This is a genomic window from Pseudomonas sp. FP818 (assembly GCF_030687335.1).
Lineage (GTDB): Bacteria > Pseudomonadota > Gammaproteobacteria > Pseudomonadales > Pseudomonadaceae > Aquipseudomonas > Aquipseudomonas shahriarae.
This window is the reverse complement of the sequence record NZ_CP117427.1, coordinates 246,731-270,281: the sequence shown is the minus strand read 5'-3', so window position 1 is coordinate 270,281 and position 23,551 is coordinate 246,731. Positions and strand designations below refer to the sequence as shown.

The window sequence follows — 23,551 nt, the reverse complement described above, 5'->3', positions numbered from 1 at the left end:
TCATCTATCGGTAGATCAGTATTGGCGATTAGACGCGACCCTTTGTCGCGCCTAGTCTTCACTCTGAACACTTCGCCGGTGACTAGACTTGATGAACGCCCAGCGCCCAGCGTGCGCGGCGCCTGCCCTGACAACGCCCGCGCCTGCCGCCAGCCAGAGTTATCAATATTGCAGCCTCGACCACACGGAATCGGCCAGCACCGCGCTGGCCGAGGAAGTTGCGTTGGCGATTGCCTACAACGACATCAGCCAGGCCGTGATGCTGGTGACGCCCACCGATCTTGAAGACTTTATCGTCGGCTTCAGCCTGGGCAGCGGCATCATCAGCGACATCAGCGATATCTATGACCTGCAACTGAGCGGCGCAGGCTCGGCCCAGTACGCCCAGGTGCAGATCTGCAGCCGCGCCTTCTGGAACCTCAAGCAACAGCGCCGGCAACTGGCCGGCACCAGCGGCTGCGGCCTGTGTGGCGTGGAAGCCGTGGAGCAGGCGTTGCCGGACCTGCAGGTTTTGCCGGGCGCACCACTGCCGCCTGCCGCCTGGCTCGAGGGCTTGCGCCAGCGTATCAGCGCCTTCCAGCCGTTGGGCCAATACAGTGGCGCGGTGCATGCAGCGGTGTTCATGAATAACCAGGGCGAACTGCTGCTGGGCCGCGAAGATATCGGCCGGCATAACGCCCTCGACAAACTGATCGGCGCCCTGGTGCGCCAGCGCATCCCGACCGAAGGCGGCGTGGCGATTGTCACCAGCCGTTGCAGCCTCGAATTGATCCAGAAAGTCCTGCGCGCGGGCATCCAGACCCTGGTCAGCCTGTCGTCACCCACCGGCCTGGCCCTGCAATGGGCGCGCCGGCACAACCTCAATCTTATCCACCTGCCGCAAAAAAGCGCGCCGCGGGTCTACAGCCCTGCGATGGAGTACCAGCCATGAGCAATCATCACCAAGCCGACCAAACCCCGACCCCGCGCTACAAGCCCTACAAAGGCCCGGCGGGTGGCTGGGGCGCGCTGATCAGCGTGGCACAGGCGTGGCTGACCAGCGATAACGCGCTGAAAAACCTGCGCATGATGCTCAAGACCAACCAGAACGGCGGCTTCGACTGCCCGGGTTGCGCCTGGGGTGACTCGCCGGAAAGCGGCATGGTCAAGTTCTGCGAGAACGGCGCCAAGGCGGTCAACTGGGAAGCCACCAAGCGCCGGGTGGATGCGGCGTTCTTCGCCAAGCACAGCGTCAGCTCCCTGCTGGAGCAAAGCGATTACTGGCTCGAATACCAGGGCCGCCTGACCGAGCCGATGAGCTATGACGCCGAGACCGACCGCTACAAGCCAATCAGCTGGGAGTCGGCCTTCGACCTGATCGGCAAGCACCTGCAAGCCCTGCCAAGCCCGGACATGGCCGAGTTCTACACCTCGGGCCGCGCCAGCAATGAAGCGGCATACTTGTATCAGCTGTTCGTGCGCGCCTATGGCACCAACAACTTCCCGGACTGCTCGAACATGTGCCACGAAGCCAGCGGCGTAGCCTTGGCGCAAAGTGTGGGGGTCGGCAAAGGCACCGTGACGTTTGACGACTTCGAACACGCCGACGCGATTTTCGTCTGGGGCCAGAACCCCGGCACCAACCACCCACGCATGCTTGAACCGCTGCGCGAAGCAGTGAAACGCGGTGCCCAGGTGGTGTGTATCAACCCGCTCAAAGAGCGTGGCCTGGAACGCTTCCAGCACCCGCAACATCCACTGGAAATGCTCACCAACGGTGATAAACCGACCAACACCGCATATTTCCGTCCGGCGCTGGGGGGCGACATGGCCATCCTGCGCGGCATGGCCAAGTTCCTGCTGCTGTGGGAGCGCCAGGCCCAGGCCGAAGGCAAAGAGGCAGTGTTCGACCACGACTTCCTCAATGAACACACGGTCAATGTGCTGGATTACCTGGCCAAGATCGACGACACCTCCTGGGATGAAATCGTCGAACAGTCCGGCCTGAGCCTGGTGGAGATCGAGCAAGCGGCGCGCATGTACGCCAAAGGCAAGAACGTGATCATGTGCTGGGCGATGGGCATCACCCAGCATCGGCATTCGGTGCCGACCATCCAGGAAATCGCCAACCTGATGCTGCTGCGCGGCAACATCGGCCGCCCAGGTGCCGGCCTGTGCCCGGTGCGTGGCCATAGCAACGTGCAGGGCGATCGCACCATGGGCATCAACGAACGGCCGCCCGTGGCCTTCCTGGATGCCCTGGAGCGTCGCTTCCAGTTCAAGGTACCCCGTGACAACGGGCATAACGTGGTCGAAGCCATTCACGCCATGCTTGAGGGCCGCGCCAAGGTGTTTATCGGCCTGGGCGGCAACTTCGCCCAAGCCACGCCTGACAGCCCCCGCACCTTCCAGGCCTTGAGCAACTGCGACCTGACCGTGCAGATCAGCACCAAGCTCAATCGCAGCCACTTGGCCCACGGTAAACAGGCTTTGATCCTGCCGTGCCTGGGTCGTACCGACATTGATATCCAGGCCGATGGCCCGCAAGCGGTGACGGTGGAAGACTCGTTCAGCATGGTGCACGCCTCCAACGGCCAATTGCAGCCGCTGTCGAAGCTGATGAAGTCGGAACCGGCCATTGTCGCCGGCATCGCCGCCGCCACCCTGGGCAGCAAACCGGTGGACTGGAACTGGCTGGTGGCCGACTACCGCCGCATCCGCGACTTGATCGCCGACACCATTCCCGGCTTCAAGGACTTCAATGAGCGCGTGCAGCACCCAGGCGGTTTCTACCTGGGCAACAGCGCCGGCGCCCGCCGCTGGAACACGCCGTCAGGTCGCGCCAACTTCCGCGCCAACATCCTGCCCAAGGACCTGGTGCATGAACGCACCCGCGCCACTGGCCAGTTACCCGACCTGATCATGCAATCCATGCGCTCCCATGATCAGTACAACACCACTATCTACGGCCTGGATGACCGCTATCGTGGGGTCAAGGGCCAGCGCGACGTGTTGTTTGTCAACGAAGCCGACATCATCCGCCTGGGCTTCAAGCCGGGGCAGAAGGCCGATATCGTGTCGATCTGGGATGATGGCCGTGAACGCCGGGTCAAGGGTTTTACCTTGCTGGCGTTCGATATTCCGGCGGGACAGGCGGCGGCCTATTACCCGGAGGTCAACCCGCTGGTGCCGTTGGAAAGCACTGGGGATGGTAGCCATACGCCTACTTCCAAGTTCGTGGCGATTCGCCTGGAAGCGGCCAGCGACAATGGTCTGATCATGGCCCGGACCGCCTGATCGTCTCCATGTCTGGGAACGATTTTACGGGCACAAAAAAGGCCGCTTTTGTATAAAAGCGGCCTTCCCGAAGTAGCTAAAGACCGGCAAAAACGACTTAAGTTCCCTAGATAAAACAGTAACTTAGCTAATTGTATACAACCTGCACCACTGGTCGGAATTCGATTGTAAGAATATTCCGACAACCTCAGGATCGCGCCGTCATCCCCTTGAGGTTCACCTATGAAGTTCTCCTCGATTCTCTTGTTGTCCCTTGGCCTGGTCAGTGGCGCAGCCACGGCCGGTGGCACCACCGAAGCCGGTGTAGGCGGCGCATTGGGCGGGGTTTTAGGTTCGGTCGTCGGCCAGCAGATCGGCGGCAATACCGGTTCGGCCATTGGTGCGGCCCTGGGCGGCGCCGGCGGTAGCGCAGTGGGCGCAGACAAACGCAGCCGTGGCGAAGCAGCCATTGGCGGCGCACTGGGCGCAGCAGGCGGCAACGTGGTCGGGCGCAGTGTCGGCGGTAGCACCGGCAGCCTGATCGGCGCGGCAGCCGGCGGTGGCGCGGGCGGCGCGCTGGGTAACTATATGGGCAATAAGAGCGATGACGACGACCGTCGCTATCGCGGGCGTGATAACCGCCGCTATGACCGTGATGATCATCGTGGCCGTGGGCATGCTTATGGCCATCGCAAGAACAAGCATCACTACCGTCACCGGTAAACACAGCAAACTCAATGTGGGAGCTGGCTTGCCTGCGCTAGCGCAATGCCAGCAACCAATAGGTGGCCTGACACTGCGCTATCGCGGGCAAGCCCGGCTCCCACATTAGCTCTTCATTGTTTCGCAGGCCGCCGTCAGACCGCCAGGTGTTGCAGTGCTTCGCGCAGTACCTGTGGAATCGTCACCGGCTGGTTAGTCGCCCGATCCACAAACACATGCACAAACCGCCCCGCCGCACAGGCCTCATCTTCGCCGGCCTTGAACACCGCCAATTCGTACTGCACTGAACTGTTGCCCAATTTGCCCACCCGCAGGCCAATTTCGATACGGTCGGGGAAAGCAATCGAGGCGAAGTAGTCGCACGCCGAACTCACCACAAACCCCACCACTTCGCCGTCATGGATATCCAGCCCGCCCTGTTCAATCAGGTAAGTGTTCACTGCTGTGTCGAAGAAGCTGTAGTAGGTGACGTTATTCACATGGCCGTACACATCATTGTCGTGCCAGCGCGTAATGATCGGCTGGAAGTGGCGGTAATCGGCACGCTGCGGCATTGAGTCAGGCATGGACAAGTCTCGTTGAAGTGAATTTACAGGTCGTTCAGGTGGGCCTCGGCCCAATCCCGCACCTCGGCATACGGATACTCTTCCAGCACCGCAAACCCTGGAATCCCCCGGGCCTTGAGCTTGGTAAACAGTGGCACGCTGATCCCGCATAAAAACCGCGTCAAGCGCTCGGCCCCTGGCAAGCTGCCAGTGTGTTGATGATGCCTGTGGATAAAATCCCCGCACAGTCCCTGGAAGTTTTTATCCACAAGCGGTGCCAGGCCCGGTGGTGCCGGCAGATGGGCGACCTGTCCAGAACAAACCGAGCAATGCCCACACTGGCGGGGGGCGGCTGCATCGCCAAAATACTCGGCCAACCGAAAGCCCAGGCAACGCTCACTGGCGAACAACGCCAACATCCCATGGATCCGCGCCACTTCCGTGGCTTCGTGCTGCTTGAAGCCTGTGTATAACTCGGCGCTCAAGGCCTGGGGATCAAACCCGGTATCGAGCAGGCTATAGACCTCGGTCATCTGCTTGCTCTCCAGCTCGATCAGGCCCTGCTCCTGGAAATAATCCAGCGCCTTGACCACCCGGCCGCGTTCGGCCTGGTGCTGTTGATAAAGCGCATCAAAGTCCACGGTGGCCCAGCTCCTGGCCCGTTTGCACGCTTGGATAATCGCGGCGACAAACTGCTGCCGCTCACCGGAAAAACGCGCCAGCAATACCTCCGGTTCTACCAGGTACTTGAAGCGATACTCGGCATAAAACGCATAGCGCGGTGCAATCACCCCCTTGAGCTCCAACTGCACCAGCAAAGTCTTGAGCGGTAGCTCGCGGACATTGCTCAGTTCCGCTAACGAGCGCAGCAGAAACTCCCATTGCCCGTCATCACCGGCCGCCAGCAGTTCCTCCAGCACCAGGCGGATGCCTTCCTGCTCCGGCGTATCGCCGTACACAAAGTTCTCCAGCACATTGAGGCTGTCGCGGTTGGCCAGCACCAGGCACTCGGAAGGCTGGCCATCGCGACCGGCACGCCCGATTTCCTGGCTGTAGTTCTCGATGGATTTGGGCAGATCGAAATGCACCACATTGCGGATGTCGCTCTTGTCGATGCCCATGCCGAAGGCAATGGTAGCGACGATGCAGTTGGACTGGCCGCCCATGAACCGGCGCTGGATGCCTTCGCGCTTATCATGGGGTAAACCTGCGTGATAAGCCTCGGCCTGGATGCCATGGCGATTCAGGTGCTCGGCGATCTGCTCGGCAGTCTTCTGCAAGGTGACATAGACGATGCTCGGCTGGTTGGCCCGCTCGCCCATCCACTCCGCCAGGCGCCGGCGCTTGTCGGCGCCGCTGACCGGCTCCACCCACAGGTTGAGGTTGGGCCGGTAGAACCCCGTGGTGATCACGTCGGCGGGGGCGATGGCGAACTTGGCCTGCATGTCCGCAATGACCTTGGGCGTGGCGGTGGCCGTCAACAGCAGCGCCTGGGGAATGTTGAACTGGTGTTGGTAGTCGGGGAGTTTCAGGTAGTCCGGGCGGAAGTTGTGGCCCCACTCGGAAATACAGTGCGCCTCGTCCACCACCAGTAGCGAAATCGAAACGCTGTGCAAAAAGTTGCGAAAGCGCTCGTTCTTCAGGCGCTCTACGGAAATCATCAGGATCTTCAATTCGCCGGAGCGAGCGCGGGCCATTACGTCATTGGCCTGCTCACGGCTTTGTGTCGAATCAATGCTGCCGGCCGAAATGCCATGGCGCTGCAAAAAGTCCAGTTGGTCCTGCATCAACGCCAACAACGGCGACACTACCAGTGTCAGGTGCGGCAGCAACACGGCTGAGAGCTGATAACAGAGGGATTTGCCGGAGCCGGTGGGAAAGATCGCCGCCGCCGAGCGGCCGGCCAGCACGGCGCTGACAGCCGCCTCCTGGCCTGGGCGAAACTGTGGATAACCAAAGACCTGCTGGAGGGTGTCGTGCATAAGCTGTCACTCCATTGACCGCTGAACAGGCCTAAAACATAGCCCGGGATTTTCAGCGAATCGAGAAAGGTCGCGTGGAAAAGAGAGACAGGATGATACACAGGCGGCGAGGGTGAAGCCGGTAGCAAACGGCAATCTATAAAACACCCCAAAACAAAAGTGGGAGCGGGCCTGCCCGCGATGGTGGTGCCCCAGTCGATACTGCTGTTGACTGTTACACCGCTATCGCGGGCAAGCCCGCTCCCACATTTTCAGATCTTTGCTACAGCTCAATCAGCGGTTTTGCACACGCTCAATGGCTTTGTCATACACCGGGTTGGCCTTCTGTTCCTTGGCCAACTGATAGTGACGCAGCGCATCGGCAAACTGCCCGGCCGCTTCGTAGATCCGCGCAATGTTGTAGTAGGAACCGGCGCGCACGGTGGCCGCTGTCGGGCCACTGGCCAGGGCGATCGCCTTGCGGTTGGCCCAGATCGACTCGGCGGTGTTACCGGCTTTCTGATAGGCCAGGCCGAGGTTGCCGTAGGCTTTACCGAAGGAATTGTCCAGTTCGATAGCCTGACGGAAGTAGTCGATTGCCTGGTCCAGGTTACCGGCTTGGTAGGCCGCTTCGCCTTTGAGGTTCAGCTTCTTCGCATCGCCCTGTACCGCAGAACTGACCACCACCGCATCCACGGCAACGCTGTCGTTGAGCAGGGGTTTGACTTCGTTGAGCACATCCTTGGCTTCGACCAGTACGCCGGTAAAGGTATTGATGTCCTGGAAGTCGCCGCTGCCGGTCATGCGGAACACGGTCCACAGGTTACCGGTACGGTTGGTCGGCACGTAGTAGGTGCGAACCAGGGACTGGCCCATGTACACAAACACCTTGGCCTGGCTCTCGGACAGTGCAGTGGAGCCTGTATTGGTGCGGTTGGAGAAGTCATGCACGGCGTAGACGTAGCTTTCGCCGTAGTGTTTTTTCTGCAGCGTGATGGTTTCCGGGCCGTAGCTGTCGGTGTCATCCACATCCAACTCGGCATCGGTGCCGGTCTTGCTGTTGAAGTAGATGTTGTTGCCGGGGAAGATCATGTGGGAGTCGAGGTCCGAAGGCGATTGTCCCCAGGTCAGCACTACACGCAGGCCGTCGAGGTTTTCCATCACCGGGCTGATGGCGTATGTCATGCCTTTGCACGGGCACTTCACCACCAGGTTGGAGTAGCCGGGCTTCTTGATGATCAGCAGATTGTCGGCGCCATCGGAAACTTCGCTGGTGAGGGTGACCTGGCCCTGGGCGTTGGTGCGCCCCACCACGTTCTGTGCGCCGTTGCGTTGCAGCAAGACTTCAGCGTCGGCGATTTTCTGGTCCTTGACCACCGCACTGAGCACTTCAATTGGCAACTGCTCGGCCTGGACAGAAAACGCCACCGCACACAATGACATCGCCGAGGCGATACGAAGCAAACCCATGCTTAACTCCCTTTAAGTAGTGGGCGGAATTGCCCTACAAGATTTTGCGGTGAAACATACGCTGAATTCAGGGGTTTTGCCGGGATTTTATACAAAATGTGACGTGGTTTTTATCACGCCTGCGCCAGGATGCCCGACAGCCAAATTGCCAACATCAGAAGACTCTGTAGGAAATTGCTTGGTCGGGCACCATACGCTTCCCAAACTGCCTCAGGTGCCCACTCAACCCTCTACAGAATCGGCCAAGCCTGACCGAAACTAGCGCCCTCGCAACCTTCTCGGCAAGAAATCCGTGAACCTTGAAAGGACTCAGTACATCGGCCATTACGGCGTCACGTTCAGCGTGATTCGTTTCACTGTTTTCCCTGGCGATCGGCAGGGGCTATCCAGCCTGTATCTGCTAGAAGCAGGCATATGTGCAAACCAGCTGCGCTATCAACTGATGGATCTCTACGAAAAAATGCTCGCACGTGATTTACCCTGCAAAATGGCCGTCGCGATTTGCAAGCCACTCACTCGGCGACAGGCCGACTTACTCAATGAGCGCGGGACTATTGTTGCAGGACTAATTAGTAGCGCCTTTTCCGCCCCCATAAGCCTGGTATCGCCTCTGGTTGGAGGCGCCGTGGGAGGCACTCTTGGCCTGATAATTAAGGGCGCTATTCGCAGTTACCACGCCGGCGATGTTGTTATCGGCCTAGACGCTCAGGTCAATGGCGGGATCGGCCCTCAGCGCTCATTGTCGGCCTTGGTTCGACAGTTTCAGGGCAGGTAATACGATGACCGAATACGCCCCCTGGATCACTCTCTCCATTCTCGTCGCACTTACCGCTCTGCTCGACAAGAGAATCAAGTGCTCCATACTCAGAACATGGATTGGGTTCGCTCTCGTCGCTATCGGGCCAACGCTTTTGTTCGGCGCAACCCGATGGATTAGAGAGTTACAATTAGACAGCCTTCCGATTCTGTCTTTTCTTATAGGCATCGGTTTGCTGCTCACTCGAAACAAATACCATCAGCAACACCTCCCCCCTCACCCACTCCTGCGTGCTCCCACCATGAACCTGGCCCCCCACTTCCCCGAAGACCCTGTCATGCAGCAGCTCCTGCAATTGCTGCATGAAGAAATCGGCCTGCCCAAGCACAAGACCATCCGCCTTAAAACCTCGCTTAACTTCGACCTCGGCTGCGACGGCGCCGAAGCCAGGCAATTTATGGAGGCGCTGGAGCAGACATTCGATCTCGACCTGGGTGACTATGATGCTTATCGTTACTTCAACCCGCCGGTCTTCGATGTATTCCTCAAACACCGCGCCAAGGGCCGGGGCGAGAAAATGCCGCTCACCATCGGCATGCTCTACCTGGCGATCAAGACTCATAGCTGGGATACGCAAACGCTGGAAAATCTGAGCTGAAGAACACTGAGTGGTTAATGTGGGCCTTTTTGCCGCCCTGCTCTACGCTCATCGAGATTTCCACGCGCACAAAAAAGCCGCCCACTAGGGGCGGCTTTTCAACAGCTAGCGAATCTTACAACTTCGGACCCGCTGCCTTGATCGCGTCGCTCACTTCAAATTTCTTGAAGTTCTCGACGAACAGGCCGGCCAGGGCCTTCGCTGCTTCGTCGTAGGCAGCCTTGTCAGCCCAGGTGTTGCGTGGGTTCAACAGGCCGGTCTCAACGCCCGGTACGGCCAATGGCACGTCGAGGTTGATGGTGTCCAGGTGCTCGGTTTGCGCACCGATCAACGCGCCGCTCTGGATCGCTGCGATCACCGCACGGGTGGTCGGGATGTTGAAGCGTTTGCCGACGCCGTAGCCACCGCCGGTCCAGCCGGTGTTGACCAGGTAGACCTTGGAGCCGAAGCCACGGATGCGCTTGATCAGCAGCTCTGCGTATTCGCCAGCTGGGCGCGGGAAGAACGGTGCGCCGAAGCAGGTGGAGAAGGTCGACTTGATGCCGCTGCCCGAACCCATTTCAGTCGAGCCCACCAGTGCGGTGTAGCCGGACAGGAAGTGGTAGGCCGCTTGTTCTTCATTGAGGATCGACACCGGTGGCAGTACGCCAGTCAGGTCGCAGGTCAGGAAGATCACCGCGTTTGGCTCGCCGCCCAGGTTCTTCTCGGAACGCTTGGCAACGTGCTCCAGCGGGTACGCCGCGCGGCTGTTCTGGGTCAGGCTGACGTTGGTGTAGTCGGCGTGCTTGGCATCGTCGATCACCACGTTTTCCAGGACGGCGCCGTGCTTGATGGCTTTCCAGATGACCGGCTCGTTCTTCTCCGACAGGTCGATGCACTTGGCATAGCAACCGCCTTCGATGTTGAACACCACGCCTTCGCCCCAACCGTGTTCGTCGTCACCGATCAGGTAGCGGCTTTCGTCGGCGGACAGGGTGGTCTTGCCAGTGCCGGAGAGGCCGAAGAACAAGGTCACGTCGCCTTCTTCACCGATGTTGGCAGCGCAGTGCATTGGCAGCACGTCAGCGGCCGGCAGCAGGAAGTTCTGCACCGAGAACATGGCTTTTTTCATCTCGCCGGCGTAACGCATGCCAGCAATCAGGACTTTTTTCTGGGCGAAGTTGAGGATCACGCAACCATCGGAATTGGTGCCGTCACGCTCAGGCACACATTCAAAGTTGGCAACGTTGAGCACTTGCCACTCTTCACGCCCGCCACTCTTCACGCCCGGCCGGGTTGTACTGGGCCGGGTTGATGAACAGGCAACGACCGAACAGGTTCTGCCAGGCAGTCTGAGTGGTCATTTTCACGGCCAGGTAGTGTTCTTCGGCAGAACCTACATGCACGTGGGAAACGAAATGCTCTTGCGCGTTGTTGAAAGCCTCGACGCGAGCCCACAGGGCATCGAACTTGTCGGCCGGGAACTTGCGGTTGATCGGGCCCCAGGCAATAGCGGCCTGGGTGGATGGCTCTTCAACGATGAAACGGTCGACCGGCGAACGACCGGTACGGTGACCGGTTTCTACGACCAGCGCGCCAGTATCGGCAAGCACGCCTTCACCGCGCTGCAGGGCTTCTTTGACCAGATCGTCAACACTCAGATCGGTGTATACGGCGTTATTGGCTTGCGTCATGAGGTTCCCCGTCGGCCTATGGCCGAGTGCTCCAAACGTTTTGTAGTAGAAAGTTGCGCACTACTACCGCGAAAAAAGTGGGCCGGATTATGCCAGAAAAGCCCAAAAAAAGTAGGGCCCTCCCGTCAGAACACCTCTAATCCGGCGTTTGTCAGGTGATTTACCTGTGCTTAAACGTTTTAGTGGTGGGTACCAGAAGGGGTGTCAACGCCAGCGCCAGCGAACAATTGGGCGATATCGGCAGCGTCGAACAGGTAGCGCTGGTTGCAGAACTGGCAGTCGATCTCGATTCTGCCACCGTGCTCCACCGCCAGGTTCTGCGCATCCTCAAGGCCCAGGCTCACCAGGGCATTGCCCGAGCGCTCGCGGGAGCAGCTGCAATGGAAACGCAGCGATTGCGCATCGAACAGGCGCACTTCCTCTTCATGGTACAGGCGGTGCAGGATGGTTTCGTTGTCCAGGCCCAGCAGCTCTTCAGCGGTCAGGGTACCGGCCAGGGCAGTGAGGCCGCGCCAGCTTTCCTCGCGCTCATCCTCGTCCTTGATACGGTCCGCCGGCAGCTGTTGCAACAGCAGGCCACGGGCGCGCTTGCCGTCCGCATTGAGCCAGAAGCGGGTGCCCACTTGCTGGGACATGACGAAATAGTTGGTGAAGCAGTCGGACAGGGTTTCCCCGTCCAGATCGACAATGCCCTGGTAACGCTGGCCAACGGTCGGGTCGATGGTCAACGCCAGCACGCCGTTGGGCATCAGGTCGGCCAGGGTCGCGTCCGCCGGGATCTGGTCTGCGTCATAACGTGCCAGGCCACGGATTTCCCGCTCACTGGAGCACTCGATCATCAGCATCGGCACCGGGCCTTCGGAGCGCGCCTGGAGGATCAGCAAGCCATCGAACTTCATGGTGCCCACCAGCAGCGACGCGGCGGCCATCAGTTCGCCAAGCAACTGCGCGACCGGCTCCGGATAGGGATGCTTGGCAAGGACTTCGGCATAGCTGCGCTCCAGGGCAACCAGCTCGCCACGAGCGTCGTTGTCGTCAAAGAGGAAACGTTGGGTGAAGTCGGTATCCGGTAGATCAGTCATAGGTCTGGGTATCTGAATTGATGACAAAGTGATGACAATGTTTCTAAAATTATGCGCTTTAGCACCAATTTGGTGCGCTTTTCTTCTGATAGGTGAAGAGAGTTTAGAGCGAAGAGGAAACAGTTTATGAACAATCCGGGTTTGTTCCAAGCCAAGTGGAACCTCGGGCGATTGGCCCTGTGCAATTTACTCGCTCTGGGGCTGCTGTGTTTTTGGCTATGGCCCGCAGGCCAGATGCTTTGCGTGATATTCGACGAATGGCTGTTTCATCTGCTCAACGACCCGCTGGCCAGCAACCCGACCTGGCTGCATGTATGGGCGATCGCCAGCCTGCGGCCATTTGATGCGGTGGTCGGGGTGATCCTGCTGATGCTGCTGATTCGCGGCGAATGGGTGTTCAAGGCGATTGAAGTGCGCCAGGCGTTTTTCGGTTTCCTCGCGATTCTGCTGTTACTGCTGTTTATCCGCATGCTGTTTTCCAAGCTCGCGGCGCAGATGGGCTGGCAGCACAATAGCCCGTCGATGGTGATCAGTGGAGCGATCCATATGAGCGACTATTTCCCGAACCTGGAAAAAACCTGGGAATTGAAAGACCGTTCCAGCCAGAGTTTCCCCGGTGATCATGCTTCAGTGTTGCTGATCTGGGGGATGTTCATGAGCGTGTTTGCCAAGCGGATCGGCCAGGTGGTACTGATCTGGGGCCTGGCACTGCTGTTTATGATGCCGCGCCTGGTGGCAGGTGCTCACTGGGGGCAGGACGACTACATCGGTGGCGTACTGCTGGCGCTGTTAGCGCTGGGTTGGGGTTACTACACACCGTTTGCGGCGAAGGTCTCAGCTTGGCTGCTACGCATAACCGAACCGGTATTCCGGCTGCTTCAACGGGTACCCGCGATCAATCGCCTGAGCGTGATCCGCAACGCCTGAGCCCTGGTGCAGGAGCCTGATCGGCTCCTGCACGTAACCCCTCAATCATCATTGCCGCTGCCGCGAAACTTGAACAGGTCGCGGCGCTTTTTCTTGCTCGGCTTGCCGTCGGTGCTCATACCCAAGGCTCCGGCCTTGCGCATGGCCGCCGCATTCTCGCGCTTGGCAATACTGGCGGGGGTCTCGGTGTACAGCGCCTGGGCTTCAGGCGCGCCTCGGCGGACGATGGAGAGCGCCTCCACCAACACGGTTTTCTCATCAAAGCCGATGCGAATCTGCAACTCGTCGCCAACACGCGGTTCCTTGCCCGGCTTGCAGCGCTCGCCTCGGCAGTGCACCTTGCCGCTCTCGATGGCGGCCTTGGCCAAGGCCCGGGTCTTGTAGAAACGTGCGGCCCACAGCCACTTGTCCAAACGGACTTTTTCGTCCTCTTCCTGCTTTTGAGCCACTTGAATTCCTCGCTCTGAAAAATGTCGCAACTTAACAGTCGAATCCCTTCGACGCACAAACGCCAAGGCTCACCTAAGATACGCCAGGTGTCAGGCAGTTTCCCTTCAGCCGTCGTTTTTTATGGTGTGAAGATATCTGTCGCCATTTGGTGAATATTCTGCGTGAATACCGCGAATTCGGCGCCAAGCGCTCGTCAACGGTCCTGGGTTGTCACAATCCGTGAGCTATTGGACGCTAGTGTCGTATGACGTCGAAATTTCCCTGATTGCCGGTTGTTCATATTGAAGACATTTGACCATTTGACCGTTGTCGGTCTGCGTGAATGGGTGGCACTTCCCGATTTGGGCGTGGCGGGCCTGCGCGCAAAGATCGACACCGGCGCCAGTACCTCCAGCCTGCATGCCACCGAGATCGAGCCTTTTGAGCGTGACGGTGAAAAATGGCTGCGCTTTACGGCGCACCTGGGCAGCGTGGTGCAACTGCGTCACCGGCGCTGCGAAGCACCGCTGGTGGCCATGAAAACCATTAAAAGCTCCAACGGCCAGGCGCAGGTGCGCTACGTCATCAGCACCACCCTGGCCCTGGGTGATCGGGTATGGAGGGTGGAGTTCACCCTGGCTTGCCGCAAAACCATGCGTTACCGCCTGTTGCTAGGTTCCAAAGCCCTGATCGACGGCCAGTTAGTGGTCAACCCGGGGCTCAAGTACGTTCAAGACAAGCCGGTGTTCCCGGTCTCCACTATTGCTGCCACAGGTGTTGCATGAAGATCGCTGTGCTGTCGCGTAACCCGCGTCTGTATTCCACCCGCCGTCTGGTCGAGGCCGGCACCGAACGGGGCCATGAGATGGTGGTGATCGATACGTTGCGCGCCTATATGAACATTGCCAGTCATAAGCCGCAGATCCACTACCGGGGCAAACCACTGGAAGGCTTCGACGCGGTGATCCCGCGTATCGGGGCCTCGGTGACGTTCTACGGCTGCGCGGTCCTGCGCCAGTTTGAAATGATGGGGGTGTTTCCGCTCAACGAATCGGTGGCCATTGCCCGCTCCCGGGACAAGCTGCGCTCCCTGCAATTGCTGTCGCGCCGGGGCATCGGCTTGCCCGTGACTGGTTTTGCCCATTCCCCCGATGACATTCCCGACCTGATCGAGATGGTCAACGGTGCGCCATTGGTGATCAAGGTGCTGGAAGGCACCCAGGGCATTGGCGTGGTGCTGTGTGAAACCGCCACGGCGGCAGAGTCGGTGATCGAAGCGTTCATGGGCCTCAAGCAGAACATCATGGTCCAGGAATACATCAAGGAAGCCGGCGGGGCCGATATCCGTTGCTTCGTGGTGGGGGACAAGGTGATTGCCGCGATGAAGCGCCAGGCCAAGCCGGGGGAGTTTCGCTCCAACCTGCATCGGGGTGGCAGCGCCAGCCTGATCAAGATCACCCCGGAAGAACGCATGACCGCCCTGCGCGCAGCCAAGGTCATGGGCTTGAGTGTGGCGGGCGTGGATATCCTGCGCTCGAACCACGGGCCACTGGTGATGGAGGTCAACTCGTCACCAGGCCTGGAAGGAATTGAGACCACCACCAACAAGGATGTGGCGGGGATCATCATTCAGCATCTGGAGAAGAACAGCGGGCCGAATCTGACCCGGACCAAGGGCAAGGGCTGAAATACGCCCTTTAGGGCAGCACAAACCAGTGTGGGAGCTGGCTTGCCTGCGATGACTGACTAACATTCAACATCACTGTTAGTTTTTTTCGCAGGCAAACCAGCTCCCACATTTGATTTTCGTCGTGGCTTAGACCGCATCCCTTGGCAACATCAGCCCCAACGGCAAGCGCACCCGCGCTTCCAGCCCGCCATCGGCACGGTTGCGCAGCTCAACATTGCCACCATGCATCGAGGCAATCCGCCGCACAATCGCCAGCCCCAGGCCGGTGCCTTTGCCACCACGGGCACGGTCGCCACGGGTGAAGGGGTTGAAAATGCCCTCCAGCTCCGCCGGATCAATCCCGGCGCCACGGTCCATGACACTCAGCACCACATAGGGCGCGTTGGTGTCACCAGACACATAGGCGGCGACTTCCACCTCGGTGCCCGCATGATGCAAGGCGTTGCCGATCAGGTTGTTCAACAGGCGCTTCATCGAGACCCGGCGCAACGCAAAGGGCTGGATCGGCTCCAGGCGCATGTGTACCTGCTCGCCATTCTGGTTATAGGGCGCCACGACCTCGCGGACCAGGTCGGTCAGGTCCACTTCTTCCACCACCTCATCGCGACCATCGCGGATAAACGCCAGGAACTGGTCGAGAATCGCGTCCATGTCTTCGATATCACGGACCATGTCATCGGTCAGGTCGGTGTGGTTGCCCATCAGTTCCAGGGACAGGCGCAAGCGTGTCAGCGGCGTGCGCAGGTCGTGGGACACCCCGGCCAGCATCAGCTCACGCTCGCGACCGGCCTGTTCGACATCCTCGGCCATCTGGTTGAACGCGCTATAGACCTCGGTCATTTCGCTGGGCGTATCGCTGATCGGCAGGCGCACGCTGCGCCCCTGCCCCAGTTGCCTGGCGGCGAACACCAGGCGCTTGAGCGGCTGGTTGAGCTGGCGCACGAAAATCCAGGCCGACGCGGTGGAAAGCAGGCCGATGGCCAGGAACCAGCCGAGTACGTTCCAGATCTTCTGCCCCCGCAGCGGGTGCGGATACAGCGGAACCTTGATCCATGCATCGCCCAGGCTCGGCGCGCGCACCCAGAGGGCGGGTGATACATGCATGCGCAAGCGCACCTCGGTGTCTTCACCCAGTTCGGCCTGCATCTGGCGCTGGTAGATCTCGCTGTAAGGCCAATGCTGCTCGCCTTCCGGCACGCCAGCCCCATCCACGCGGGTCAACGTCGACGCCTTGGCGACTTTTTCGCGGTTCTCGGGATCCACAGCCCAGTAGCCACGCAATGTCAGCGCAACACCATGGCTGTACTGCCGGTCCACCAGCACGTCTTCGTTCATCAATAGATAAACGAGGGTCAGCGCCTTGGAAAACAGCACGACGATCAGCACCAGCCAAAGGGTGCGGGAGAAGAAACTTTGGGGGAACCACAGCGGGGTTTTCATAGAAGACAGCTAGACACCTGGCAAGAGCGAGCCACGCTCGCAGAATTGCAGACGCCGGGCATCCGGCCGACCCCTTGGGATCGAACTCCGGAATACCCGCATGTGCAAATCATCGATTACTTGGTTGCAGTGCCGTCCGGCACAAACACGTAACCCACGCCCCACACTGTCTGGATATAACGCGGCTTGGACGGATCCGGCTCGATCATCCGGCGCAGACGGGAAATCTGCACATCGATGGAGCGCTCCAGGGCGTCCCATTCACGACCACGGGCCAGGTTCATCAGCTTGTCACGGGTCAGCGGTTGGCGAGCGTTCATCACCAGCGCCTTGAGTACTGCGAACTCGCCCGTGGTGAGCATGTGGACTTCTTCGCCACGCTTGAGCTCACGGGTAGCCAGCGACAGCTCGTAGTCACCAAAGGTCACGCTTTCATCTTCGCTGCCTGGCGCGCCCGGTACGGGAGCCGCCTGGCGACGCAATACGGCCTTGACCCGCGCCATCAGCTCGTCGGGGTTGAATGGCTTGGCCAGGTAGTCGTCGGCGCCCAGTTCCAGGCCCTTGATACGGCTCAGCTCATCGCCCTTGGCGGTCAGCATGATGATCGGGATCTGGTTGTTGGTGCTGCGCAGGCGCTTGCAGGCGGTCAGGCCGTCTTCGCCGGGCAACATCAGGTCGAGCACGACCAGGTTGAAGACTTCGCGCCCGAGCAGGCGGTCCATCTGCTCGGTGTTCGGCACCGCGCGGGCACGGTAGCCCTTGGAGGTGAAGAACCGCTCCAGCAGGCTGCTCAGCCCCGGATCGTCATCAACGATGAGAATTTTTTCGCCTTCAGCAGTTTGTGCAGTGCTGCTCATTGGATGCTCCTCTTATCTGGCGCGCATTATGGCTTAGCTGCCGTTATACGCACGGTACGCATTGTTAGCAGATTTTTCTCCAACCACCAGTGCGCCGGCGCCTGGCGCAATCCCCCCAAGAACGGATCGCTGGTTATAATGCCGCGCCTCAGTGCCGGGCAATACCGTGGCCGGCCTGGTGTTTTTTCATCTGCTTGTCGTGACTTTTTCGATTTCGAGGGTCAATAGGCTGCCTCTTGACCCAGGCAGCGGCGCCAGTCGGGCCGCTCAACCAGCCGCGCAGAGCCTTGTTTTCCGGGCCTGCGCACTGCTTTCAAGAATTTCAGGTGGTTTTATGGACAGCATCAACAGCCGCATCGCCGAGGAACTCGGTGTACGCCCACAACAGGTCGAAGCGGCCGTCGCTCTACTGGATGAAGGCTCCACCGTGCCCTTCATCGCCCGTTACCGTAAAGAAGTGACCGGCAGCCTCGATGATATCCAGCTGCGGCATCTGGAAGAGCGCCTGCGCTACCTGCGAGAACTCGACGAACGGCGTGTCAGCATTCTCGCCAGCATCCAGGAGCAGGGCAAGCTGACCCCGCAACTCGAACGCGATATCAAGCTCGCCGACACCAAGACCCGCCTCGAAGACTTGTACCTGCCGTACAAGCAGAAGCGCCGCACCAAGGGCCAGATCGCCCTGGAAGCCGGCCTCGGCGAGCTGGCCGACGGTCTGTTCAACGACCCGTCCCTGACCCCGGAAACCGAAGCCGCGCGCTTTGTCGATGGCGAAAAAGGCGTGGCCGACGTCAAGGCCGCCCTCGAAGGCGCCAAGTACATCCTCATGGAGCGTTTCGCCGAAGACGCCAACCTGCTGGAAAAATTGCGTAACTACCTGAAACAGGAAGCCACCCTCAGCGCCCGTGTGATCGCCGGCAAAGAGGAAGAAGGCGCCAAGTTCCGCGATTACTTCGAGCACGACGAACCACTGAAAAGCATGCCGTCCCACCGCGCCCTCGCCATTTTCCGCGGCCGCAACGAAGGCATTCTCAGCTCCGCGCTGAAGGTCGGCGACGAACTGCCGGGCACCATGCACCCGTGCGAAGGCATGATCGGCCAACAATTCGGCATCCAGAATCAGAATCGTCCTGCGGATAAATGGCTCAGTGAAGTCGTGCGCTGGACCTGGAAGGTCAAGCTCTACACCCACCTGGAAACCGACCTGCTGGGCGAGCTGCGCGACGGCGCCGAGACCGAGGCGATCAACGTATTCGCCCACAACCTGCACGACCTGCTGCTGGCCGCTCCGGCCGGCCCGCGCGCAACCCTGGGCCTGGACCCGGGCCTGCGCACCGGTTGCAAGGTCGCCGTGGTCGACGCCACCGGCAAGCTGCTGGACCACGCCACCGTGTACCCGCACGTGCCGCACAACAAGTGGGACCAGACCATCGCCATCCTCGCCGCCCTGTGCGCCAAGCATGCGGTAGACCTGATTGCCATCGGCAACGGCACCGCCAGCCGCGAAACCGACAAGCTGGCCCTGGAGCTGATCAAAAAATACCCAGGCATGAAAATGACCAAGGTCATGGTCTCCGAGGCGGGCGCTTCGGTGTACTCGGCGTCGGAACTGGCCTCCAAGGAATTCCCCGACCTCGACGTGTCGATCCGTGGCGCGGTGTCCATCGCACGCCGCCTGCAGGATCCACTGGCCGAGCTGGTGAAGATCGACCCTAAATCCATTGGCGTCGGCCAGTACCAGCACGACGTGTCGCAGCTGAAACTGGCGCGCGGCCTGGATGCAGTGGTGGAAGACTGTGTGAACAAGGTCGGCGTCGACGTCAACACTGCCTCGGTTGCCCTGCTGGCGCGGATTTCCGGCCTCAACTCCACCCTGGCGCAGAATATCGTCACCCATCGCGATGAAAACGGCGCGTTCAAGACCCGAGCGGCGCTGAAAAAAGTCGCACGCCTTGGCGAAAAAACCTTCGAACAGGCCGCCGGCTTCCTGCGCGTGATGAACGGTGACAACCCGCTCGACGCCTCGGCAGTCCACCCGGAAGCCTATCCGCTGGTACAGCGCATCGCCGCTGAAACCGACCGCGATATCCGCTCGCTGATCGGCGACGCCGCGTTCCTCAAGCGCCTGGATCCGAAGAAGTACACCGACGAAACCTTCGGTGTGCCGACCATCACCGACATCCTGCAAGAACTGGAAAAACCGGGTCGCGACCCGCGTCCGGAGTTCAAGACCGCCGAGTTCCAGGAAGGCGTCGAAGACCTCAAGGACTTGCAACTGGGGATGATCCTCGAAGGCGTGGTGACCAACGTGACCAACTTCGGCGCATTTGTGGATATCGGTGTGCATCAGGACGGTTTGGTGCATATCTCCGCGCTTTCAGAGAAGTTCATCAAGGATCCGCGTGAAGCGGTGAAGGCCGGGGATGTGGTCAAGGTCAAGGTCATGGAAGTGGATATCCCGCGCAAACGCGTGGGCCTGTCGATGCGCATGAGCGATACCCCCGGCGAGAAAATCGACGGTGCCCGTGGCGCACGCCCGGGTTCAGCACCGCGCCAGTCGCAAAACCGTTCGGAAAACACTGCACCGCGTAAGGAAGCCACCACCGCAGCCCCGGCCAATAACGCCATGGCTTCGCTGTTCGCCAACGCCAAGCAACTGAAAAAGCGCTGATGGAGCTGCCAGCCGGCTTGACCCACAGCGCCTTCAGCGAGCTGCTCGGCTGCCGTCTGCAACGCCTGGACCAGGGCGTTGCCGAGGTTGCCCTGAGCCTGGAGCCACAATTGCGCAACCGCGCGGGCAAGCTCCATGGCGGGGCGATTTTCAGCCTGGTGGACATTGCCATGGGGCTGGCCTGTTCCAGCTCCCACGGTTTTGACCAGCAGAGCGCGACCATCGAGTGCAAAATCAACTACATCCGTGCCGTGTCCGACGGTGACGTGCTGTGCACCGCCCGGGTCATCCACCCCGGCCGGCGCACGCTGGTGGTCGAGGCCGAGGTGTATCAGGACGAAAGACTCGTCGCAAAAGCACAAGGCACCTTCGCTGTCCTATAGCTCCCTGTCATCAATTTGGGTTAATTTCGGCGCTGCGAAAACAGCGTCGGAATTTTCTTCCTGCGCGATAGCCAAATTCAGGGAATGAAGTCGGCACTTTCAGAGCAGGTTGTTCCGGCTCGAAAACCAGGCGATAACGCCAGTTTTAACTTCACCCTTGTAGACCGTCTTGCCCACCCCCATATTGGGGCGACTGACGCGTGAAGGAATCCAACTTGAGCGAACTTCTCAACCGCCGCCTGGCTCTGCTCGGCAAGCGCGAACACCTCTCTTTGCTTGAGCACTGCCTGCACGGCATCGAGCGTGAATGCCTGCGTGTCACCGGCGAAGGCCGCCTGGCTCAAACGCCGCATCCAGAGGCCCTGGGCGCCGCATTGACCCATGAGTCGATCACCACCGACTATTCCGAGTCGCTGCTGGAGTTCATCACGCCGGCACTGCCCAACCCGGCAGATACCCTGCGCAGCCTCGACAAAATTCATCGTTTTGCCTACAGCAAGCTCGGCAACGAGTACCTGTGGAGTCCATCGATGCCGTGCCCGTTGCCGGCCGAGGAAGATATTCCGATTGCCTACTACGGCACCTCCAATATCGGACAGCTCAAGTACGTGTATCGAAAGGGCCTGGCCCTGCGCTACGGCAAGACCATGCAGTGCATTGCCGGTATCCACTACAACTTCTCCCTGCCGGAAGAGCTGTGGCCGTTGCTCAAGGAAGCCGAAGGCTTCGTGGGCACCGACCGTGACTACCAGTCCACGGCCTATATCGCGCTGATCCGTAACTTCCGCCGCTACAGCTGGCTGCTGATGTACCTGTTCGGTGCCTCGCCAGCCCTGGATGCGGGTTTCCTGCGCGGGCGTTCCCACCAGCTGGAACAGTTCGATGCCGACACCCTGTACCTGCCCTATGCCACCAGCCTGCGCATGAGCGATCTGGGTTACCAGAGCAACGCCCAGGCCGGCCTGACGCCGTGCTACAACGATCTGGCCAGCTACACCGACAGCCTGCGCGAAGCGGTGGCAACGCCCTACGCGCCCTACGTCGAAGTCGGCACCCATAAGGATGGTGAGTGGGTACAGCTCAACACCAACATCCTGCAGATCGAAAACGAGTACTACTCCAACATCCGCCCCAAACGCGTGACCTACACCGGCGAACGGCCGATCCAGGCGCTGATGGCCCGTGGCATCCAGTACATCGAAGTGCGCTGCCTGGACATCAACCCGTTCCTGCCGATGGGCATCGACCTGCCGGAGTCGCGCTTCCTCGACGCGTTCCTGCTGTACTGCGCGCTGGACGACAGCCCGCTGTTCGAAAACAACGAGTGCGGCAATGCCACGTCGAACTTCCTCAGTGTGGTCAAGGAAGGCCGGCGTCCGGGGCTGCAATTGCAGCGTCGCGGCCAGGCGGTGGAAATGAAGGAATGGGCCGCCGAACTGCTGGAGAAAATCGCCCCGCTGGCTGCCCTGCTGGACCAGAGCCAGGGCATCAGCGAACACAGCCAGGCACTGGATGCCCAGTTGGCGAAGATCCAGGATTCGTCCCTGACCCCGTCGGCCCAAGTGTTGGCCGCGATGCAGGAGCACAAGGAAAGCTTTGCGCAGTTCTCCCTGCGTCAGAGCGAAGTGCATGCCGAGTACTTCCGTAGCGAGCCGTTGCCGGCAGACGAGCAGGCGCGTTTTGAAGAGCTGGCGCGTACATCGCTGGCGCAACAGGCGGAGCTGGAGCAGAACGAAGTGGGCGATTTCGACGTGTTTGTCGGGGCGTACCAGGCGAGCATCCTGGCGATCAGTAACTGACGCCATCCGATGCCCCCAGTGGGAGCTGGCTTACCTGCGATGAGGCCGTCACATCCAAATAAGATGTCGGCTGTTACACCGCTATTGCAGGCAAGCCAGCTCCCCCATTAATTTCATGGCCCTGAAGCTCTGTTTGCACTTTTCTCCTCATAAGCTAATTCGAAAAGGTTATTTATTTTCGGATTCTTAGATCATTTAGTCTCCTCACACGCCAACGTCTGGCCGCCTGATGAGGAGCTTCTCCATGCTACGACCTTCCCCTTTACGCCTCCTGGCGGCCCTGTCCCTGGCCGGCGCCAGCCTGTTTGCCCAGGCGGCCGACGTGAGCATCGCCTACCAGACCACCGTTGACCCGGCCAAAGTCGCCCAGGCCGACGGCGCTTATGAAAAAGCCACGAACGCCACTATCGACTGGCGCAAATTCGACAATGGCGCCGATATCATCGCCGCCATCGCGTCCGGCGATGTGCAGATCGGCTACCTCGGTTCCAGCCCGCTGACCGCAGCCATCACCCGCAAAGTGCCGGTGCAGACCTTCCTCGTCGCCACCCAGATCGGTGGCGCCGAAGCCCTGGTGGCGCGCAACGGTTCCGGGATCAACAGCCCGCAGGACCTGATCGGCAAGAAAATCGCCGTGCCGTTTGTTTCCACCGGCCACTACAGCCTGTTGGCCGCGCTCAAGCACTGGAACATCGACCCGTCGAAAGTCACCGTACTCAACCTCGCCCCGCCGGCCATCATCGCCGCCTGGAAGCGTGGCGATATCGACGCCACTTATGTCTGGGATCCGGCCCTGGGCGTGGCCAAGGAAAACGGCAAGGTGCTGATCACCTCGGGCGAACTGGCCAAGTTCGGCGCTCCGACCTTCGATGCCTGGATCGTGCGTAAGGACTTTGCCGAGAAGCACCCAGAAATTGTCAGCGCCTTTGCCAAAGTCACCCTTGATGCCTACGCCCAATACCGTAAAGACCCACAAGCCTGGCTGGCCGATAAGGGCAACGTCGACAAACTGGTGAAGCTCTCCGGCGCCAAGGCCAGTGATATCCCGCTGCTGCTGCAAGGCAACGTCTACCCACTGGCCGCCGACCAAGTGACGCTACTTGGCGCCCCGACCACCAAGGCCGTGACCGATACCGCCGCGTTCCTCAAGGAACAAGGCAAGGTCGAGGCCGTGCTGCCGGACTACGCCCCTTACGTCAGCGCCAAGTTCATCACTAACTGATCAGGAGTT

Annotated in this window: 19 protein-coding genes and 1 pseudogene; 12 read left to right on the top strand and 8 right to left on the bottom strand. The window is 60.1% G+C overall.

Annotated features, from left to right (window positions below):
* Positions 1 to 91 precede the first annotated feature (91 nt).
* The 3 genes from fdhD (at position 92) to PSH80_RS01165 (ending at position 3,978) form a co-directional block, all read left to right on the top strand.
* Entirely contained in the window at positions 92 to 931 is an 840-nt protein-coding gene (fdhD, locus tag PSH80_RS01175) for a formate dehydrogenase accessory sulfurtransferase FdhD (RefSeq protein ID WP_057958003.1), read from the top strand.
* On the top strand, positions 928 to 3,276 hold the full coding sequence (locus PSH80_RS01170; protein WP_186625090.1) for an FdhF/YdeP family oxidoreductase: 2,349 nt from the start codon (positions 928 to 930) through the stop codon (positions 3,274 to 3,276). Before fdhD ends, PSH80_RS01170 begins: the two co-directional genes overlap by 4 nt.
* A 222-nt stretch (positions 3,277 to 3,498) precedes the next feature.
* The gene (locus PSH80_RS01165; protein WP_198791963.1) at positions 3,499 to 3,978 is read left to right on the top strand and encodes a YMGG-like glycine zipper-containing protein; all 480 of its coding nucleotides are present in this window, start codon (positions 3,499 to 3,501) and stop codon (positions 3,976 to 3,978) included.
* Positions 3,979 to 4,112: 134 nt separating this feature from the next.
* Here the strand turns inward: PSH80_RS01165 and PSH80_RS01160 are convergent, their stop codons facing one another.
* The 3 genes from PSH80_RS01160 to PSH80_RS01150 all read right to left on the bottom strand — a co-directional run bounded on the left by PSH80_RS01160 (position 4,113) and on the right by PSH80_RS01150 (position 7,954).
* Positions 4,113 to 4,544, bottom strand: a complete 432-nt coding sequence (locus PSH80_RS01160) for a thioesterase family protein (protein WP_057437070.1) — start codon at positions 4,542 to 4,544, stop codon at positions 4,113 to 4,115.
* 23 nt (positions 4,545 to 4,567) lie between these two features.
* Positions 4,568 to 6,505, bottom strand: a complete 1,938-nt coding sequence (locus PSH80_RS01155) for an ATP-dependent DNA helicase RecQ (RefSeq protein ID WP_128593829.1) — start codon at positions 6,503 to 6,505, stop codon at positions 4,568 to 4,570.
* Between the two features lie 273 nt (positions 6,506 to 6,778).
* A complete protein-coding gene (locus tag PSH80_RS01150) occupies positions 6,779 to 7,954 on the bottom strand; it encodes a tetratricopeptide repeat protein (protein WP_305418857.1) in 1,176 nt (391 codons plus the stop codon).
* Between the two features lie 292 nt (positions 7,955 to 8,246).
* Here PSH80_RS01150 and PSH80_RS01145 point away from each other — a divergent pair, with 292 nt between their 5' ends.
* The gene (locus PSH80_RS01145) at positions 8,247 to 8,729 is read left to right on the top strand and encodes a hypothetical protein (RefSeq protein ID WP_198791965.1); all 483 of its coding nucleotides are present in this window, start codon (positions 8,247 to 8,249) and stop codon (positions 8,727 to 8,729) included.
* A gap of 4 nt (positions 8,730 to 8,733) precedes the next feature.
* On the top strand, positions 8,734 to 9,369 hold the full coding sequence (locus tag PSH80_RS01140) for a DUF1493 family protein (RefSeq protein WP_233093219.1): 636 nt from the start codon (positions 8,734 to 8,736) through the stop codon (positions 9,367 to 9,369).
* Positions 9,370 to 9,484: 115 nt separating this feature from the next.
* Here the strand turns inward: PSH80_RS01140 and PSH80_RS01135 are convergent.
* Both PSH80_RS01135 and hslO read right to left on the bottom strand, forming a co-directional pair.
* Positions 9,485 to 11,042: pseudogene (locus PSH80_RS01135) on the bottom strand (phosphoenolpyruvate carboxykinase).
* Positions 11,043 to 11,221: 179 nt separating this feature from the next.
* A complete protein-coding gene (gene hslO / locus PSH80_RS01130; RefSeq protein WP_057437064.1) occupies positions 11,222 to 12,124 on the bottom strand; it encodes an Hsp33 family molecular chaperone HslO in 903 nt (300 codons plus the stop codon).
* A gap of 126 nt (positions 12,125 to 12,250) precedes the next feature.
* Between hslO and PSH80_RS01125 the strand changes: the two genes are divergently transcribed.
* Positions 12,251 to 13,051, top strand: coding sequence for a phosphatase PAP2 family protein (locus tag PSH80_RS01125; protein WP_057957999.1), 801 nt, complete (start codon positions 12,251 to 12,253; stop codon positions 13,049 to 13,051).
* A 41-nt stretch (positions 13,052 to 13,092) separates the two neighbouring features.
* Here PSH80_RS01125 and PSH80_RS01120 read toward each other — a convergent pair whose 3' ends face one another.
* Positions 13,093 to 13,500, bottom strand: coding sequence for an RNA-binding S4 domain-containing protein (locus PSH80_RS01120; protein WP_305418853.1), 408 nt, complete (start codon positions 13,498 to 13,500; stop codon positions 13,093 to 13,095).
* 348 nt (positions 13,501 to 13,848) lie between these two features.
* Between PSH80_RS01120 and PSH80_RS01115 the strand changes: the two genes are divergently transcribed.
* Both PSH80_RS01115 and rimK read left to right on the top strand, forming a co-directional pair.
* Positions 13,849 to 14,265 (top strand): ATP-dependent zinc protease, encoded by a 417-nt coding sequence (locus PSH80_RS01115; RefSeq protein ID WP_239688414.1) that lies wholly within the window; start codon positions 13,849 to 13,851, stop codon positions 14,263 to 14,265.
* Positions 14,262 to 15,167, top strand: a complete 906-nt coding sequence (gene rimK / locus PSH80_RS01110; RefSeq protein WP_057957998.1) for a 30S ribosomal protein S6--L-glutamate ligase — start codon at positions 14,262 to 14,264, stop codon at positions 15,165 to 15,167. Before PSH80_RS01115 ends, rimK begins: the two co-directional genes overlap by 4 nt.
* A 129-nt stretch (positions 15,168 to 15,296) precedes the next feature.
* On the opposite strand, the gene PSH80_RS01105 is transcribed toward rimK, so the two are convergent.
* Entirely contained in the window at positions 15,297 to 16,610 is a 1,314-nt protein-coding gene (locus tag PSH80_RS01105) for an ATP-binding protein (RefSeq protein ID WP_057437058.1), read from the bottom strand.
* A gap of 116 nt (positions 16,611 to 16,726) precedes the next feature.
* A complete protein-coding gene (ompR, locus tag PSH80_RS01100; RefSeq protein ID WP_032856582.1) occupies positions 16,727 to 17,467 on the bottom strand; it encodes a two-component system response regulator OmpR in 741 nt (246 codons plus the stop codon).
* A gap of 334 nt (positions 17,468 to 17,801) precedes the next feature.
* On the opposite strand from ompR, the gene PSH80_RS01095 reads away from it, so the two are divergent.
* The 4 genes from PSH80_RS01095 (at position 17,802) to tauA (ending at position 23,542) form a co-directional block, all read left to right on the top strand.
* Positions 17,802 to 20,138: a Tex family protein gene (locus PSH80_RS01095; RefSeq protein WP_115127153.1), complete on the top strand. Its 2,337-nt coding sequence runs from the start codon at positions 17,802 to 17,804 to the stop codon at positions 20,136 to 20,138.
* The gene (locus tag PSH80_RS01090) at positions 20,138 to 20,521 is read left to right on the top strand and encodes a PaaI family thioesterase (RefSeq protein ID WP_057437056.1); all 384 of its coding nucleotides are present in this window, start codon (positions 20,138 to 20,140) and stop codon (positions 20,519 to 20,521) included. The genes PSH80_RS01095 and PSH80_RS01090 overlap by 1 nt, the downstream gene beginning before the upstream one ends.
* Positions 20,522 to 20,736: 215 nt before the next feature.
* Positions 20,737 to 22,320 (top strand): glutamate--cysteine ligase, encoded by a 1,584-nt coding sequence (gshA, locus tag PSH80_RS01085; RefSeq protein WP_057437054.1) that lies wholly within the window; start codon positions 20,737 to 20,739, stop codon positions 22,318 to 22,320.
* A 244-nt stretch (positions 22,321 to 22,564) separates the two neighbouring features.
* Positions 22,565 to 23,542, top strand: coding sequence for a taurine ABC transporter substrate-binding protein (tauA, locus tag PSH80_RS01080; protein WP_305418846.1), 978 nt, complete (start codon positions 22,565 to 22,567; stop codon positions 23,540 to 23,542).
* The last annotated feature ends 9 nt before the right edge of the window (positions 23,543 to 23,551 follow it).